The sequence below is a fragment of the Mucilaginibacter sp. UR6-11 genome (assembly GCF_020880695.1).
In the GTDB taxonomy this organism is placed as follows: domain Bacteria; phylum Bacteroidota; class Bacteroidia; order Sphingobacteriales; family Sphingobacteriaceae; genus Mucilaginibacter.
Window position 1 is genome coordinate 261,658 of sequence record NZ_JAJIWO010000003.1, and the last position, 17,116, is coordinate 278,773.

Below are 17,116 nucleotides of genomic sequence, written 5' to 3' on the forward strand. Positions count from 1 at the left end.
TTTATATTGTAAACAATTTTAAACTATATAGTAAAATGGCAACAATGCCAGCAACCATCATAAATATGTAAAACCCGACATTACCCGTTTGAAGCAAACGCAGGCCCTTGCTTGATTCAATTGTACCCTTACCTATCCCGTTCACTAATCCGTCAATACCCAAACGTTCCACCACATTGTAGAAAAACCCGGATAACGCATCCAATGGCTTACGGATCAGGAAATCATAGATCTCATCAATATAAAACTTGTTGTATGACAGGCTGGTGAGTATAGAGCGCTCTCCGGCATCCTCAACAGGAACCCTGGCGTTTTTAACATATTTTATATAGGCATAAACCATAGCGATCAATGCACCTAATACTGATGTGCCCATTAAAGCCCATTCTGTACCTGCGCTTAACTCATGCTCGCCCAATATTTTATGCGATGCTTCAAAAACCGGCGCAAGGTAAGCACCCAGTTCATGATGGCCGCCCATAACAGCAGGCACGCCAATGGCACCGCCAACTGCCGACAATATGGCCAACACGATCAGCGGAGCCGTAATGCTTAGCGGCGACTCATGTAAATGATGTTCCTGCTCATGCGTACCGCGGAATTTGCCCCAGAAAGTAAGGTACATCATCCTGAACATGTAGAAAGAGGTTAACATAGCGGTAATAACACCCACTACATAAAATACCGTGCTGTGCGCATAGGCTGCAGCCAAAATTTCATCCTTTGAAAAGAACCCTGAAAATGGCGGGATACCTGCAATAGCGATGGTACCAATAAGCATGGTAACAAAAGTAATTTTGATCTTGCCGCTTAACCCGCCCATTTTGCGCATATCCTGCTCGCCGCCCATGGCATGGATTACAGAACCCGCACCCAGGAATAATAAGGCTTTAAAGAAAGCGTGTGTTAACAGGTGAAAGAATGCCCCGGTATAAGCGCCAACGCCTAAGCCTAAAAACATATAGCCCAGTTGTGATACGGTTGAATAAGCCAGTACCTTCTTGATATCAGTTTGCGTTAAGGCTATCAATGCTGCAAATGCTGCCGTTAATAAACCTATAACAGCAATAACCTCCATAGTCTCGGGGGCCATAGTAAACAGGATATTTGAGCGCGCAATCATATAGATACCTGCAGTAACCATGGTGGCAGCGTGTATTAATGCCGATACCGGGGTTGGGCCGGCCATTGCGTCAGGCAGCCAGGTAAACAACGGTAATTGTGCCGATTTACCTACCGCGCCAACAAATAACATTAATGTTATCAATACAAACGGTGCATCATGTACGTAAGCGGCACGTTTAAATACATCCGCGTAAGCGATACTATCAAAAGTATTGAAAATCAGGAATATGCCGATTAAAAAGCCAAGGTCACCGATACGGTTCATAATGAAGGCCTTTTTGGCGGCATCAGCATAACTTGGGTTGGTGTACCAGAAACCGATCAACAGGTAAGAGCAAAGCCCCACGCCTTCCCAGCCAATAAACATAACCAGGTAGTTTGATCCTAATACCAATAAAAGCATAAAGAACACAAACAGGTTAAGATAAGAAAAGAACTTACCAAAGCCTTCATCATCATGCATATAGCCTATGGAGTACAGGTGGATCAGGAAGCCTACTCCGGTGATGATCAGCAACATGATCGAACTCAACTGATCAACCAAAAAAGCAAAATTAACCTGCAGCTTACCCACAGCGAACCACGTAAACAGATCGACATTAATAGGATGCCCGGTTGATTTGATTTGTAAAAATGCACCAACGCTAAGCCCGAATGACAGCAGCACCAGGAAGCTGCCAATGAAGCCTACGGCGCTTTTTGAAAGTGTATTGCGGCCAAGGCCGTTAATAACGAAACCGGCTAACGGTAATAAAGGAATAAGCCAGATGTATTTATCCATTTTGTTAAGTCGTACGTTTTACGCTGTACGTTGTACGTTTTTCTTTATTATTTAATTAATTCAAATCCGAAATCGAACATTCGAAATCCGAAATCAATCTACCATTTCAATCTGTTCAGCACATTAATATCTATCGAGTTGGTATTGCGATAGATCATGACGATGATAGCCAGGCCGATTGCTACTTCGGCGGCGGCCAGCGCCATAATAAAAAACACAAAAACCTGTCCGCTCGCATCGCCCAGGTAAACTGAAAATGCCGTTAACAACAGGTTTACCGCGTTAAGCATCAGCTCAACCGACATAAATATCACGATGGCATTACGGCGTACCAATACCCCGATAACCCCTATTGAGAATATAACCGAGCTTAACAATATGTAAGCGTTAAGCGGGATTGATTGTAGTGTAGCTACCATAATTATGTTGTTTTTGGATCTTTAGTAGCCAGTAATACGGCACCAACCATTGCCGATAACAGCAATACCGATGATACCTCAAACGGCAGTAAATATTCGTTAAACAATGTTTTTCCTAAATTTTTCACCAGGCCCAGGCCCGGATCTTTAAGTACCACCGGGCTTGATGCCCCTAACGCTCTTAATGATGCCACTATAGTCACCAAAAAACAACCGCCGCCAATTACCGCGGCAATTTTTATCAGGTTTGATTTGGGCTGTTCAGATTCCTTATTTAAATTCATTAACATCAGCGTGTATAAAAAGAGTACCAGTATGGCACCCATGTACACAATAAAGTTAACAATCGCCAGAAACTGCGCGTTCAATAAAATATAGTGAATAGTGAACGTGAAGAACGTTAATATCAGGTAAAGTATGCTATGCACCGGATTTTTGGCAGTAATTACCAAAATGGAAAAGAATACGGACAAAAACGCAATGAAGTAAAATGTATTCATGGTTAACTATTACAAAACATTTTGCCCCCTAAAAAAGAGTTGGGCAAAGGTATAAAACTTCTTTATTGATTTAACGGCGCCTCAACTAATTTGTCTTTGCCGTATATAAAATCTTTTCTTAAATAATCAGACGGCACTATGTCGCCATCTAAATAGATAGCTTCTTTAGGGCAGGCCTCTTCACATAAACCGCAAAAAATGCAACGCAGCATATTAATCTCGTAAACTGCAGCATATTTTTCTTCGCGATAAAGGTTCTCTTCTCCCGGCTGACGCTCCGCAGCGGTCATCGTGATCGCTTCTGCGGGGCATGATAGTGCGCACAAACCGCAGGCGGTGCAACGCTCCTTACCGTTCTCATCACGCTTAAGTGAGTGCATGCCGCGGAAGTTTTCAGAAAACTCACGCTTCTCTTCCGGATAGCTGATCGTAACCGGCTTTCTGAAAAAGTGTTTCATGGTAATTGCCAAACCCTGCAAAATTGCGGGCAGATAAGCGCGCTCTAAAAAATTCAGGGGCTTATTTTCAACTACTTTTCTTTTATTACTTAGCGGTTCCATCTTATCTGTTAATTAAAGTAATAACAATACCGGTGACAACAATATTGGCAATGGCCAGCGGGATTAGAACTTTCCAACCCAGGTCCATTAATTGGTCATAACGGAAACGCGGGATTGTCCAGCGTACCCACATAAAGAAGAATATAAATAAAAATATCTTCGCAAACATTAAAACAACACCCAGTATCACCGCACCATTGGTACCGATATGAGCGGCCATCCAATCCATAAACGGATAGTTATAAGCCCCCCAGTAAAGTGTAACCATTACTGCCGACGAAATAAACATGTTAATATATTCGGCAAACAGGTAAAAGCCCAGCTTCATGGATGAATATTCGGTATGGTAACCACCAACAAGCTCGGTTTCGCACTCAGGCAAGTCAAACGGTGTGCGGTTAGTTTCGGCAAAAGCACAAACCAGGAACAGGATAAAGCCAACAGGCTGGTATATAATATTCCAGTGCCAGCTATGCTGCTGTTCGGCAATCTGGCGTAAGCTTAAGGTACCGGTAACCAATAGTAAAGCTATGATGGATAGACCCATTGAAATTTCATAACTGATATTTTGTGAGGCAGCGCGGATAGCACCCAATAAAGAGTATTTATTGTTGGATGCCCAGCCGCCTATCATTACGCCATAAACGCCTAATGATACCACCCCGAATATGTAAAGAATCCCCACATTGATGTCTGCAACCTGCAGATCAATAACGTGCGAGCCGATGACCAGCTTTTGCCCCCAGGGGATAACCGCCGAACCTATACAGGCGGTCATAATTGCCAATGAAGGGCCTACTATAAACAGGAAACCGCTGGCATTAGTTGGGATGATCTCTTCTTTTAAAAACATTTTACCGCCGTCGGCAAGGGGTTGTAAAATACCCCAGGGGCCGGCTCGGTTAGGACCGATCCTGTCCTGAAAAAACGCCGCTATTTTACGTTCGGCATAGGTAGAGTACATTGCTATTACCAAACTTATGGCAAAAATGATAGTTACCAGCGCAAATTTAATTCCTATTTCTGCTAATTCCATTATAAGCGTGTTTCGCGTTCAAATTGTTCTTTGTTGGCTTCCTGCAGCATCGGGTTAGTTTTAACAACCGGCAGCGGCGTAAAATCATAATGATTTGAGCTGATTACAGAGTGGTGCGATACTTTGCGCGGGCCTTCAATAATCCAGTCGGCAGTTCTCTTTTTCTCAAAACGGCAGGTATTGCAAATAAACTCTTCCACCTCGCCATAAACATCTTTACGTGCCGTAACGCGTAAAACGTCATCGCCTTTATACCAAAGAGTTACCTTGCCATTACACTTTTCGTGGTCGCAATCGCGGTGAGCCTCAACCGGTTTGGTAAACCAAACCCGGTTTTTAAAGCGGAAGGTCCTATCAGTTAACGCACCTACCGGGCAAACATCAATAACGTTGCCTGAGAAATCATTGTCAACAGCAGCCTGGATATAAGTTGATATTTCAGAGAGGTCGCCCCTGTTCAGGATACCGTGGATCCGGTGGTCGGTGATCTGATCGGCAACATATACACAACGGTAACAAAGGATGCAACGTGTCATGTGCAACTGGATCTTATCGCCAATATCTATACGGTTAAACGTACGGCGGTCAAACTCGTAACGGGTTTTAGCAACACCATGCTCAAAAGCCAGGTCCTGCAGGTGGCATTCGCCTGCCTGGTCGCAAACAGGGCAATCCAACGGGTGGTTAATCAATAACATCTCCACTATGCCTTTACGCGCCTCGATCACTTCGGGCGAGGTAATGTTTTGCACTTCCATACCGTCCATTACGTTGGTACGGCATGACGCCACCAGTTTAGGCATAGGGCGCGGGTCTTTTTCTGATCCTTTGCTAACTTTTACCAAACAGGTACGGCATTTACCACCACTACCGGCCAGTTTAGAATAATAGCACATAGCAGGCGGCACAATATCACCACCTATTATCCTTGCGGCGTTTAGGATGGATGTTCCGTCTGGTACTTCTACTGATATTCCGTCTATTGTAACCTTCATTATTAAGTCAAAATTAAAAATTCAAAAGTCAAAACTGCTTATTGAAGTGACTAACTTAAATTACTTTTTAAACTAATTATTATTGAAGCGATGATCTTTGAAAGCTCATCCGCCTCTGTTATTAATTTATTGATCTGATCTTTTTCTTCAATCAGTACTGTATCTTACTAAACAAAGCCAATATTTGGTTTCGTTTGCTGACTTTAGGGCTATTGTATAAAAATTCCTAAAATCCTTAGGCGAGCTTCCTGCTTTCGCCTCAACTATATTTGCTCCAATCGAAGTCTTAGAAGCTGGTCAAAAATCGAAAAGTATATTCTTTCATATTTAGCTGCTGAGATAAAGAGCACAATTTCTTTCGAAAACTGGTAGCATCAGTGCTTAATATCATACGGCTTATCATTCAAATTTTGAATTTTTACTTTTTAATTAACCGGCCACCGGCGCAGGCAACGGATCAGCATAATGTGCTATTCCGTAATTCCTTGTCATTGCATCATTCGGATGCGACACGTGCCACTCAAACTCGTCCCTGAAATGGCGTATTGCGCTGGCCACCGGCCAGGCTGCCGCATCACCCAGCGGACAAATGGTATTGCCTTCAATCTTTTTAGCTACATCAACCAACAGGTCCATATCGCTCATGCTGCCATGACCGTTCTCTAAACGGTGCAATACTTTCTCCATCCAGCCGGTACCTTCGCGGCAGGGCGAACATTGTCCGCAGCTTTCGTGGTGATAAAAACGGGCAAAGTTCCAGGTATTTCTAACAATACACTGATCTTCATCAAAAGCAATAAAACCACCCGATCCCATCATACTGCCGCTAACAAATCCACCCTCTGATAAAGACTCATAGCTCATCAGGCGTGCATCGCCGGCTGCTGTTTTAAAGAAAAGGTTAGCCGGTAAAATTGGCACCGATGAACCACCCGCAACAACCGCTTTTAAGCGTTTGCCATTGGCTATACCACCGCAATATTCGTCGCTGTATAAAAATTCTTCAACCGGCAGGCCAAGGTCAATTTCATAAACGCCCGGTTTAGCCACGTTACCGCCTGCTGATATTAATTTGGTACCGGTACTACGGCCGATACCTATTTTAGCATACTCTTCGCCGCCTTCGTTAATGATAGGCACCACAGCAGCAATTGACTCCACGTTATTAACTACCGTTGGGCAGCCATATAAACCGGCGATAGCCGGGAATGGCGGTTTAATACGCGGGTTACCACGTTTGCCTTCCAGTGATTCTAAAAGTGCGGTTTCTTCGCCGCAGATGTAGGCACCACCACCAGGTTGTACGTACAGCTCCAGGTCATAACCGCTGCCCAATATATTTTTTCCAAGGAAACCGGCAGCTTTAGCTTCGGCGATTGCCCTTTCAAGGATCCTGATCTGTGGCATCATTTCGCCGCGAACGTAGATATAGGATGTTTTTGCACCCAGGGCATAACTACCTACAATCATCCCCTCAATCAATAAGTGAGGGATATGGGTCATCAGGTAACGGTCTTTAAATGTCCCGGGTTCAGACTCATCAGCGTTACAAACCAGGTAACGGGCAACACCTTCAGGCTTAGCCAGAAAGCCCCATTTCATCCCGGTAGGAAAACCCGCGCCACCACGGCCACGCAAGCCCGATTTTTTAACTTCTTCCACCACTTCATCGGGCGTAAGTGTCTTTAAAGCTTTCTCTACCGATGCATAGCCGCCTTTTTGGCGATAAACATCAAAAGTATTGATGCCGGGTACGTTAATATGTTCTAATAGTAATTTGCGTCCCATCCTTAGTATATTTTACCGGTTGCTTTGTAATAGTTAATGTGCTGCCAAACCCGTGTAGCAATAGCCAAAACGGCTATCAGTATCCGTACGGTAAGTGATAATGGTACAGGGCTTAACGGTAATAATAACAATACTACCAGTATTGTATACATTACATCCCTTATTATCATCATCGTTCTTGGTGTCATCAGCTTAAAAATATCTCCCGGTTTCGTTATAATAATTAATATGTCTTACCACACAGCTGGCAAATGCTACTACCAGCAGCGGCACCAGTATAATCCCATTCTCTTTTAATCCGCCTGTTACAAATACTAAAATTAAACCTAATGCAAATAATGAATCTCCAATTATCAAATTTGCATTGTCCATTCCATCTGTAATTTATTTTCCCCTGGCCTTTAAATCTGCTATTAATTGATCTACAGATTCATTGGTTAGCTTTTCGTAAAAAGTATATTCAGGGCCTATTTGCAGCACAGGCGCAAAACCGCAGGCGGCTAAACACTCAACCCCGCGCCAGCTAAACAAGCCGTCAGCAGTAACTTCGCCTTCCTTAACACCCAGTTGCTGCTCAATATGGTCCATTATTTTTTCGGCACCTACCAGGCAGCATGGCCCGGTACGGCAAACTTCTAACACATATTTACCCTGTGGGCGCAAAAAGTACATGCTGTAAAATGAGGCCACCTCATAAACTTCGATGGGCTGCAGTTGTAGATATTCGGCAACTTTATCCATTGCCTGCGGGCTGGTCCAGCCAAATTCGGCTTGTACCAGGTGCAAAATTGGTAAAAGGGCCGATTTTTGTTTCCCTTCGGGATAACGGCTTACCACATCAGCAAACTGAGCTATTAGCGCGGCTGAAAACTCAACCGGAACTTGTTCGGTATCTTCAACTCTAAGCATCTAATTCTCCGGCTATAACGTTTAAACTACTCATGTTAATAATCGCGTCAGACAATAACATGCCCTTACTCATCGGGGCGTACATCTGATAATTAATAAAACTTGGCCTGCGGAAATGCAAACGGTATGGCGAGCGGCCACCATCATTGATCAGGTAAAAACCCAACTCGCCGTTAGCACCCTCAACCGAGTGATATACTTCGGTATTGGGGGTAGGGATCTCGCCCATCACAATTTTGAAGTGATAGATCAGCGCTTCCATGTTATTATAAACCTCTTCTTTTGGAGGCAGATAAAATTCGGGCACATCAGCGTGGAAAATGTCGGTTGGTTCTTTTTCCAGCTTTACCAAGGCTTGCTCAATTATGCGCAGGCTTTGTTTCATTTCTTCGTTACGTACCAGGAAGCGGCTGTAAACATCACCATTGTCGCCAACGGGTACTTCAAAGTCAAAATCTTCGTATGATGAGTACGGGTTCATAGCCCTAACGTCATAATCAACGCCGGCAGCGCGTAATAGCGGGCCGCTCCAGCTATAGGCTAATGCTTCCTCGGCAGTAACTGCCGCTACGTCCCGGGTACGATCAACAAAGATGCGGTTACGGTTAAATAATGATTCAAATTCTTTTAACACCGGCGGGAAGTCTTTTAAAAACTTGCGCAACTTGTCAAAAGCTATGGTATTGAAGTTACGCTCAAAACCACCTATCCGACCGATGTTGGTAGTAAGGCGTGAGCCGCAAACTTCTTCATAAATTTCATATATGGCTTCGCGATACTCCATCATGTACAGGAAACCTGTAAATGCGCCGGTATCAACACCCAATACACCGTTACAGATAATATGGTCCGAAATCCGGGCCAGCTCCATCACAATTACACGCAGGTAATCCACACGCTTTGGGGTGGTGATGCCTAATAGTTTTTCAACCGTCATGTGCCAGCCCATGTTATTGATGGGCGATGAGCAATAATTTAAACGGTCTGTTAACGGTGTGATCTGGTAAAACGGGCGGTGTTCGGCAATTTTCTCGAAAGCGCGGTGAATGTAACCAATGGTGGATACCCCGCTAACAATTCGTTCGCCATCTAATTGCAGTACGTTTTGGAATACACCGTGCGTTGCCGGGTGGGTCGGGCCCAAATTCAGGGTTGAATTTTCGCTCTGCGGATCGTTATCTGTATATACGGGATGGTTCTGCATTTGCTATCTTCCGAAAAAATAATCTTTTTTATCAACACGGTTAGGGTCTTCCAGCGGGAACTCTTTTCTCATCGGGAAAGCCGTCATGTCGTCAACATTTAATATTCTGCGTAAATCAGGGTGGCCGTCAAATATCACCCCAAAAAGGTCATAAGTTTCGCGTTCCATCCAGTTAGCGCCCTCCCATAAAGTTGTAGCTGTAGGGATATGGCAGTTATCGCCGTCAATAAACACTTTTATACGTATACGCACATTATTTACCAGGCTGTGGATATGATAAATTACACCTATAGTTTTTTCCTGTTCAGGATAGTGTACCGCGGTAATATCGGTTAAATAGATAAATTGCAGTGCAGGGTCTGTTTTTATAAAGCTTAAAAGCGCTATGATGTTTTCGGGGCTGGTTTCTATAGTTAACAAACCATAAGGCTCACCTGCTACAGTTACTTGTCCTTCAAATTTACTATTGATGCTTTTTAAAAGCTCTTCGTTAGTTATTTTACCCATTACTGAATTCCGTATGAAGCTAATAGTTTTTGGTACTCAGGCTCGTTGCGCCTGCGTAATGATTCTGTCTTAACCAATTCCTGGATATGCATAAAGCCGTCAATGATAGCTTCCGGCCTTGGCGGGCATCCCGGTACGTAAACATCAACCGGTATAATTTCATCTATGCCCTGTAAAACAGAATAGGTATCAAATATACCACCACTTGACGCACAGGCGCCAACAGCCATTACCCAGCGCGGCTCGGCCATTTGCAGGTAAACCTGGCGCAGCACCGGCCCCATTTTCTTGGCTATGGTACCCATAACCATCAACAGATCTGCCTGGCGTGGCGAAAAGCTTAAACGCTCTGCACCAAATCTTGATAAATCATAATGCGAAGCCATGGTGGCCATAAACTCAATACCGCAGCATGATGTTGCAAAAGGCAATGGCCATAATGAATTTGCACGGGCTAACCCTACCGCTTTATCCAGCGAAGTAGCAAAAAATCCTGATCCCTCTACACCGGCAGGAGCACCAACTATTTGAATATCACTCATGAAATCTATTACTACAAATCTCTATCCAAAAAGGTAGATAGACAGCGCAAATTTATGATAAAAACCTTGTATTTGATACACTATAACGCCCGGAAATATATTTAGAATAATTCTAAACAAATCAGCTTGTAGTTACAAGCTACGTTAAAAATCAGTTAATTGTTAAGCTTAAACGCGGGGTTATCGTTAAAGCTTTAAAAGAGCTTAATATTACAATATTGGCACTAATCCCAGTTTAAAGCGCCTTTTTTTATGATATAAATAAAGCCCAACAGCAGGGTACCCATAAAAATGAACATTTCCAGCATACCATTCATGCCCAACTCCTTAAAATTCACTGCCCAGGGATACATAAATATCACCTCAACATCAAACAGGACAAACAGGATAGCCACCAAAAAATATTTAATTGAGATGGGTGTGCGGGCGTTACCTATAACTTCAATACCCGACTCAAATGGTGTTAATTTATCTTTAGTTACGCGCTTGGGGCCTATTTTGTGTGTTACAAACATGGTACCCACCACAAAACCTATAGCTACTATCATTTGAAAAATGATAGGCAAATAATTAACCGGTAAACTTTGTACTTCCATGGGTGCAAATATACAAATGACGGATTAATAAAAAAGGCCTCAATTGAGGCCTTTTTTATTAAATGTTATTTAGCTGTGAACTTATTTAGTCCCGGTCTTTTTTGGTTTGGCTGGTGTTGCCGGCGGTGTCGGCGTAGCCGGTCCGTTTTTCTTATCGAAATAAAATGCCGCCTGTTTGTTGTTCGGATCTATTTCTTTAGCTTTTGTAAAGGCTTCCTGTGCCTTTGCATCGTCTTTATCATGATACACCGCGTAGTTGCCTTCGTAAGCGTAAGCCTCTGCCAAACCTCTTTTTTGAGCGGCTGTAGCAGCATCTCCCAGTGCAGTTACCACTTCAATATATTTATCATAAAATGGCTTGGCATAACCCTGCATTTTACTCAAATCAGGATTATCCCTTAAATCTGCAATCCTGCCGCGGGTTAAAAATGTTTCCGGGATAGGTTTTGTAGCTATCTTGATAACATAGCTCATTGCAGAATCGGCTTTCACCAATAAAGTAGAATCAGGATTTTTAGAATTGAAAGAATAGTAATAATAGTATCCTTCATAAAAATGCTCCAACAAAAGTGGCTTACCATGAGTCTTGCTAATCAATTCGTCATAAGCTTTTGCCGCATCAAGCCATTTTTTCTTGCCACTATACATCGTAGCTATTTCTCTGTAAGTATCTTCTGCTTTTGAAGAATCCAGCTCTGCTGATTTTTTAAGATTTGCAACGCCTTTTACCGTATCGCCTGTTGCAACTTGCAAGCGGCCTAAATAGGCATAATCACGTGGTAAAATACGGGCAGGTGTTGCTTTGGCAAACCAGTTATTCAACGCAGATAAACCCGCCGGGTAATCTTTATTTTCATAAGCCGCATAACCTAAATAACGATATATACGCTCATTAACCGAAGCATCTTTTGATAATTTGGTGGCAACTTCCTGCAAGGTTACGTAATCACCTGCGTTTACCAGGAAATCCGCGTAGCGTAATAATGACTCTACTGACTCGTCAGTTAAGCTTAAAAACTTTTTATAGTTTCCAACCGCTTCTTTAATTTTAACTGAGGCCACTTTAATGTTAGACTGAGCCTCGGTTTTTTGAGTTTCAGCCAATTCGCGGTAAGCCGGTCCATAATTTGGATCGATAGCTATAGCTGCCTGGAATTGTTTTTCTGAATCTTCAAAATTATCCGCATATCTCCACAATACACCGGTTGCTACGTTTGCTGCCGGCGATTTTGGGTCAAGGGCCAAAGCTGCCTGATAGGCATCATAAGCCGAGTTACTGTTTAACTGCGAACGGTAAGCGTTACCCAATACAACTTGTACCTCTGCATCTTTAGGATTTACCGTTTTAGCCTTAGTTAATGCATCAATAGCGGCATTAGCTTTGGCAGGCGGGAACTTTCCGTCCTTAGCATCTAATAAATAGGCCTTACCAATATATAAATAAGGTTGATCGTCTTTTTTACCGGCAAGTGAAAGCGCCGTATTAAAGTTTGAAGTGGCACCTGAATTATCGTTTGCTGAAAGTGCAACAGCACCAAGGCCCACATAGTTTAAAGCTGATTTTGCATCAACCGCTATACCTTTGGTAAAGGCAGTTTTTGCAGAATCAGGATAATCCTGAATTAAATATACCCAGCCAAGGAAAAAAAGATTTTCATCGTTGGTTGGCTGTGTAACCGTTAGGTTTTTAAGCATTCCCTTTGCTTTCTGATATTGCTCGGCATCAATAGCTTTCTTAGCGTCAGCAAGACTTTGCCCAAAAACTGCTGATCCGATAAATACCAGCCCGAATGCTACCTTAGCTATTTTACTGATCATTTTCATGCTTGTTATAATTTTAGTTAGATATATGTTTAATAGTTGTGTTTAATGTTAATCTCTCTTTGGGGTATTGAATCAGGCAATATGCCCGACCTTAATATTACCCTTTGCCCCCGTTCTCCCAACATAAAATAAGCAAAACCCGAAGCAAGCCCAAGTTTACCGCTACAATTCACCAGATACAAATTCCTTGCGAAAGGATATTGTTTCAATGCTAATGTTGTTTGTGATGGTTTAAAGTATTGGTTAGGGGCATCCTTACTGCTTTCGTCCTTTACGGCTACTATTTTAACTTTCTTAACCGCATCGGCATAATCATCATCCGGATCATTAAGCCAGTTAAAGCCGGTTATACCTATGGCCTGTGGATGCTGGCTAATATACCTTATTACTTCTTTATTGGTTTTGACAGCAAAAATGTTCTTTAGTTTAAAGTCTTTATTTCCTGAAAACTCTTTCAAATATCTTACCAGGCTTGAGTTTGGATTATCAAAAACGATATCCGTACCCGTTTTAGTCTGCCCGTTTAACATTTTTTTAATTTCGTTTACCGTCATAAGGGTATCAGCCGATGACTGGTTTACTATAAATGTCACTGCGTCAACCGCAAACCGGTTAATAACAGGCGGTAGTGTGCGATCTTTTAAGATCTTAACTTCGTCAGGCTTTAACAGCCTTGATAAAACAGCAAATCGTACACTATCATTCAACAACATTCTTAAAACGCTGTTTTCTGACCGGTATAAAATCTGAGGATTAGCTTTTGTATTTAACTGTTTAAAAACATAAGCCTCTTCATCAACGATGGGCTGAAACGACTCGTCTGCCGCAAATTTTACGGTGCCTGAGTTAACTGTATCCTCGGCTGTGGCTTTTGTATCCTTTTGTTTGCAGGATTGCAAGCCGGCAAAGGCTACCCAGGCTGCAATAATCAATCCAAACTTATTCTTCATTATCTTCTTTTCTTAACAAAAGCGTCAATCGCACAATAGCATAGACAATAAGCAGGCAGCCAAATAATATTTTTTTATAGCCATAATCTGGTAATACTTTATCCCATAAAATGACGGTGACACCGGCAGCGAAGAATACCGCTGCTCTTAAAATAGGCAGAAACCGCCTTTGGGGCGATTTCTGCTTATTATGAAAACCTGGTGACATACTATTGCTCTTCCCCTAACTGGAAGTTAATAGGTACGGTGTATGATACACGAACCGGGCGATTATTCTGGATGCCTGGCTTCCACTTTGGTGATTTTTTCAAAACACGGATGGCTTCGTCCATCATGGTTTGGCTTGGGCCGCGCACGGCTTTAATATCGGTTAAGCTACCGTCTCTTTCAACAACGAAAGTACAGATAACTTTACCGCTTACGCCGTTCTCCCTGTCAACAGCAGGGAACTTAATGTTGTTACCCAGGTATTTACCAAAAGCATCCAAACCTCCCGGAAACTCCGGTTGTTTTTCTACCTGGCTAAAGATCTTGTTTTCGTCTTCTGTAACCTGTTTAACGTCAGAGTTACCTACGGGCTCGTCTATCCTTACGTCGGCAGTAGGATCACCTTTCTGATCTTTCTGGCCGGGGTCGGCTGTCTTTAAGTCCTTTTGTGTAGGCGGCTCTTCTTTCACCTCGTTATCCGGTTTTACAATCGGAGGAGGGAATTTAACCTGATCCACTTTTGGTTTAGGTGGTTCGGGCGGCGGCGGCGGCGGTAATTTCTTCGCATCAACCGGCGGCGGTGTAAGTACCACGTCGGTGATCTTCACCTTTACGGGTGCCTTCGGAATAAACCCTTCAAGTTTATTGATGATTGTTGGTAACGATATAACAAATATGAAGAATGCTGCACCGTATAGAAAAGCACGGCTGGTTCTACCCCCGTTTTTCTTTCTTAACTCGTACGCACCATAAGCTTTGTTTCTGTCGCTAAAAACAACGTCGATCCATTCCTGCTTTAATATGTCTAATTTAGATCCCAGCATTATTTGAAGCTTTAAATTTTACGTTAATTTTTATTAATAAATATTATCTCTTTTCAGGAGATCAACTTCCATAGGGCTAATGTCAACAATCGCACGCTGTTGGTTACCAACAATGTTTAACTCATCCATCATAGAAACCATATCTGAATAGGTCGACTTGTCGCTCGGTTTTATCAGCACAATCATTTCTTTACCTGATCTCGCCATAACCTCTTTACCTTTTTCAAATAATGATTCACGGATACCTGTTTTACCGAAACCGGTAACTGTAGGTGCGGTTAATGGTTTAGTGGGTAAGCCCATGTACCACTCTACTTTGTTATTTTTACCCAGCAACACGGTCATTGTCCTGGTTTCAGGTACAGGTAACTGGTTGTGGTTATCATCCTTATCCGGCATGGTTAAATCCATTGCTTTTGGCTTTTGCAGCGTAGTGGTAAGGATAAAGAAGGTGATGAGCAAGAAGGCCAAATCCACCATCGCGGTTAAATCCACCCGCGTTGATGCTTTTTTACTCCTAACCTTACCGCCGCCTTTTTTACCCCCGCCGGAGGTATCTAATTCTGCCATAATTTTTTATTTTGTCACCGTTTTCAACGATGTGATTAAACCAAACTTGTTAACTTTCTGCTTCTGCAGTGTTTTAATAATTTTTGCAATGGTAGGATACTCCTCCTTGCTGTCGCCTTTAATAGCTATTCTAAGCTCTTTGTTATGAACAAGCTTATCAGCCTTACGGGCGTTTTTAACCCACCAGAACAATTCATTGTTGTCAGTAGTATCTACCGGTACACCAGGTTGCGCTACAGTTGATCTTTCTTTGGGTGTCATATTTAAATATTGTTTTAAATAGGTAATTGACACACCAACATTTTCCAAACTTGAAAATGCTTTGATCTCTTCCGGTGTAAATGAAATTTTATACTGATCAGCCATTCCCTTTAGCGTTTCAACGCGTATTTCGGCGCCTTCCACACTAAAAAAAACTTTTCCCTGGGCAACCAGCAAACTTGAAAAATCATTCTCTGGCAGGGCTTGTATAGTAGTTGAAGCAGGGATGTCGGCATGAACCGGATCCTCAGTCTTTGGTTTTGCAGATAATATAAAGAAGGTTAGCAGCAAGAAGGCAACGTCGCACATGGCGGTCATGTCAATTGCTGTACTCTTCCTCGGAACTTTTACTCTAGCCATAATCTTTGATTAAATATATAGTGTTATTAAATAATTAATTTCAGGCCCCAACCTTATCGGGGCCTGAATATTAACACTAAAATTTATTTATTTTTATGGGTTGCAGCAAATGTAGATACAATGCTGAAACCTGTTTCGTCAATAGCGTAAGTTAAGCCATCGATTTTTGAAGTAAATACGTTGTACATTACGATTGATATCGCTGAAGTACTGATACCTAACGCAGTGTTAACCAATGCTTCAGAGATAGCTGATGATAATGCTGCTGTGTTAGCGCCAGATCCTGCTAATTCGTGGAAGGCCTTGATCATACCGATTACCGTACCTAACAAACCTGTTAATGTACCAATTGATACCAAAGTAGCGATAATGGTTAAATTTTGCTCCAACATAGGCATTTCCAAAGCGGTAGCTTCTTCGATATCTTTCTGGATAGCTAAAGTTTTTTGATCAACGTCTAAAGTTGTCTCTAACTCCATTTCGCGGTATTTTTTTAAACCTGATTTTATAACGTTAGCTACAGAACCTTTTTGTTTATCACACTCAGCTGAAGCAGCATCAATGTTACCTGCAGTTAAAAAGCCTTGTACTTTTCTAACAAAAGTGTCAATGCTTGCAGTACCAGATGCTTTACCGATTACAATAAAACGCTCTATAGAGAATACAATTACCATTAATACGTAAGCCATTACCAAAGGCACCAGGTATCCGCCTCTGTGTACGATACCAAATACATCCTCAGGTTCTCCGGCTGCAACATCACCACCTTTGTAGTGGCTAGGATCAGCTAATATGAAAATGAAAATCAATATTGTTGTTAGAATACAAAGTGGGATAGTCAAGGTCGCAAACATGCCAGATGCACTTGAGCTTTCTTTTTTAACGGTAGTTGGTTTTGTTGGTGCGTTTGCCATTACTTTAAATTTTAGTTTTTAGTTTTTGTTTATTTTTAGTTAGTTAATTATATGCGTTTTTTAAGCGGATAACAAAAATAGAATTTTACCTAAATAAAAAAAGACTTTTATTATTCTTTAACAATTATTTAATGTTCAGTTTTTGGTAACGGTATTAAACGTTTCAAACTCAAAATCATTACTTGTTACAACAATTTTTTACAATAAAACTTATTATTTTTTATAATAGCAAGCATTAGGCTGT

The 17,116-nt window shown here is 42.1% G+C and carries 22 protein-coding genes; all 22 read right to left on the minus strand.

Translation table 11 applies throughout. The annotated features are described in order from the left end of the window. Nucleotide 1 precedes the first annotated feature (1 nt). Complete coding sequence (gene nuoL, locus LJ658_RS10055) at nucleotides 2–1,906, minus strand: NADH-quinone oxidoreductase subunit L (protein ID WP_230546370.1); 1,905 nt, start codon at nucleotides 1,904–1,906, stop codon at nucleotides 2–4. Nucleotides 1,907–2,004: 98 nt separating this feature from the next. Then, nucleotides 2,005–2,325, minus strand: coding sequence for an NADH-quinone oxidoreductase subunit NuoK (nuoK, locus tag LJ658_RS10060; protein ID WP_230546371.1), 321 nt, complete (start codon nucleotides 2,323–2,325; stop codon nucleotides 2,005–2,007). 2 nt (nucleotides 2,326–2,327) lie between these two features. Continuing rightward, entirely contained in the window at nucleotides 2,328–2,825 is a 498-nt protein-coding gene (locus LJ658_RS10065; protein ID WP_230546372.1) for an NADH-quinone oxidoreductase subunit J, read from the minus strand. Nucleotides 2,826–2,887: 62 nt separating this feature from the next. Further along, a complete protein-coding gene (locus tag LJ658_RS10070) occupies nucleotides 2,888–3,385 on the minus strand; it encodes an NADH-quinone oxidoreductase subunit I (protein WP_230546373.1) in 498 nt (165 codons plus the stop codon). Between the two features lies 1 nt (nucleotide 3,386). Further along, nucleotides 3,387–4,421: an NADH-quinone oxidoreductase subunit NuoH gene (gene nuoH, locus LJ658_RS10075; RefSeq protein WP_230546374.1), complete on the minus strand. Its 1,035-nt coding sequence runs from the start codon at nucleotides 4,419–4,421 to the stop codon at nucleotides 3,387–3,389. Next, entirely contained in the window at nucleotides 4,421–5,416 is a 996-nt protein-coding gene (locus LJ658_RS10080) for a 2Fe-2S iron-sulfur cluster-binding protein (protein ID WP_230546375.1), read from the minus strand. The genes nuoH and LJ658_RS10080 overlap by 1 nt, the downstream gene beginning before the upstream one ends. Before the next feature lie 147 nt (nucleotides 5,417–5,563). Further along, entirely contained in the window at nucleotides 5,564–5,695 is a 132-nt protein-coding gene (locus LJ658_RS20550; RefSeq protein WP_370632962.1) for a four helix bundle protein, read from the minus strand. 150 nt (nucleotides 5,696–5,845) lie between these two features. Further along, a complete protein-coding gene (gene nuoF, locus LJ658_RS10085; RefSeq protein WP_230546376.1) occupies nucleotides 5,846–7,204 on the minus strand; it encodes an NADH-quinone oxidoreductase subunit NuoF in 1,359 nt (452 codons plus the stop codon). Between the two features lie 2 nt (nucleotides 7,205–7,206). Next, a complete protein-coding gene (locus LJ658_RS10090) occupies nucleotides 7,207–7,392 on the minus strand; it encodes a hypothetical protein (RefSeq protein ID WP_230546377.1) in 186 nt (61 codons plus the stop codon). A gap of 4 nt (nucleotides 7,393–7,396) precedes the next feature. After that, nucleotides 7,397–7,576, minus strand: a complete 180-nt coding sequence (locus LJ658_RS10095; RefSeq protein ID WP_230546378.1) for a hypothetical protein — start codon at nucleotides 7,574–7,576, stop codon at nucleotides 7,397–7,399. 12 nt (nucleotides 7,577–7,588) lie between these two features. Beyond that, nucleotides 7,589–8,113 carry an NAD(P)H-dependent oxidoreductase subunit E gene (gene nuoE, locus LJ658_RS10100; protein ID WP_230546379.1) on the minus strand — a complete coding sequence of 175 codons (525 nt, stop codon included), beginning with the start codon at nucleotides 8,111–8,113 and terminating at the stop codon, nucleotides 7,589–7,591. Then, nucleotides 8,106–9,317: an NADH-quinone oxidoreductase subunit D gene (locus tag LJ658_RS10105; RefSeq protein ID WP_230546380.1), complete on the minus strand. Its 1,212-nt coding sequence runs from the start codon at nucleotides 9,315–9,317 to the stop codon at nucleotides 8,106–8,108. Before LJ658_RS10105 ends, nuoE begins: the two co-directional genes overlap by 8 nt. A gap of 3 nt (nucleotides 9,318–9,320) precedes the next feature. Then, a complete protein-coding gene (locus LJ658_RS10110; protein ID WP_230546381.1) occupies nucleotides 9,321–9,824 on the minus strand; it encodes an NADH-quinone oxidoreductase subunit C in 504 nt (167 codons plus the stop codon). Further along, complete coding sequence (locus tag LJ658_RS10115) at nucleotides 9,824–10,366, minus strand: NADH-quinone oxidoreductase subunit B (protein ID WP_230546382.1); 543 nt, start codon at nucleotides 10,364–10,366, stop codon at nucleotides 9,824–9,826. The genes LJ658_RS10110 and LJ658_RS10115 overlap by 1 nt, the downstream gene beginning before the upstream one ends. 224 nt (nucleotides 10,367–10,590) lie before the next feature. Further along, nucleotides 10,591–10,962, minus strand: a complete 372-nt coding sequence (locus LJ658_RS10120; protein ID WP_230546383.1) for an NADH-quinone oxidoreductase subunit A — start codon at nucleotides 10,960–10,962, stop codon at nucleotides 10,591–10,593. A gap of 81 nt (nucleotides 10,963–11,043) precedes the next feature. Further along, nucleotides 11,044–12,786, minus strand: coding sequence for a tetratricopeptide repeat protein (locus LJ658_RS10125; RefSeq protein WP_230546384.1), 1,743 nt, complete (start codon nucleotides 12,784–12,786; stop codon nucleotides 11,044–11,046). A 29-nt stretch (nucleotides 12,787–12,815) separates the two neighbouring features. Further along, the gene (locus tag LJ658_RS10130) at nucleotides 12,816–13,736 is read right to left on the minus strand and encodes a PstS family phosphate ABC transporter substrate-binding protein (protein WP_230546385.1); all 921 of its coding nucleotides are present in this window, start codon (nucleotides 13,734–13,736) and stop codon (nucleotides 12,816–12,818) included. Further along, nucleotides 13,726–13,944, minus strand: coding sequence for a hypothetical protein (locus tag LJ658_RS10135; RefSeq protein WP_230546386.1), 219 nt, complete (start codon nucleotides 13,942–13,944; stop codon nucleotides 13,726–13,728). The genes LJ658_RS10130 and LJ658_RS10135 overlap by 11 nt, the downstream gene beginning before the upstream one ends. Before the next feature lies 1 nt (nucleotide 13,945). Further along, nucleotides 13,946–14,767, minus strand: coding sequence for an energy transducer TonB (locus LJ658_RS10140; protein ID WP_230546387.1), 822 nt, complete (start codon nucleotides 14,765–14,767; stop codon nucleotides 13,946–13,948). Between the two features lie 33 nt (nucleotides 14,768–14,800). Next, on the minus strand, nucleotides 14,801–15,337 hold the full coding sequence (locus tag LJ658_RS10145) for a biopolymer transporter ExbD (protein ID WP_230546388.1): 537 nt from the start codon (nucleotides 15,335–15,337) through the stop codon (nucleotides 14,801–14,803). 6 nt (nucleotides 15,338–15,343) lie between these two features. Continuing rightward, a complete protein-coding gene (locus LJ658_RS10150; RefSeq protein WP_230546389.1) occupies nucleotides 15,344–15,958 on the minus strand; it encodes a biopolymer transporter ExbD in 615 nt (204 codons plus the stop codon). Between the two features lie 83 nt (nucleotides 15,959–16,041). After that, nucleotides 16,042–16,872 (minus strand): MotA/TolQ/ExbB proton channel family protein, encoded by an 831-nt coding sequence (locus LJ658_RS10155; protein ID WP_230546390.1) that lies wholly within the window; start codon nucleotides 16,870–16,872, stop codon nucleotides 16,042–16,044. Nucleotides 16,873–17,116: the final 244 nt, after the last annotated feature.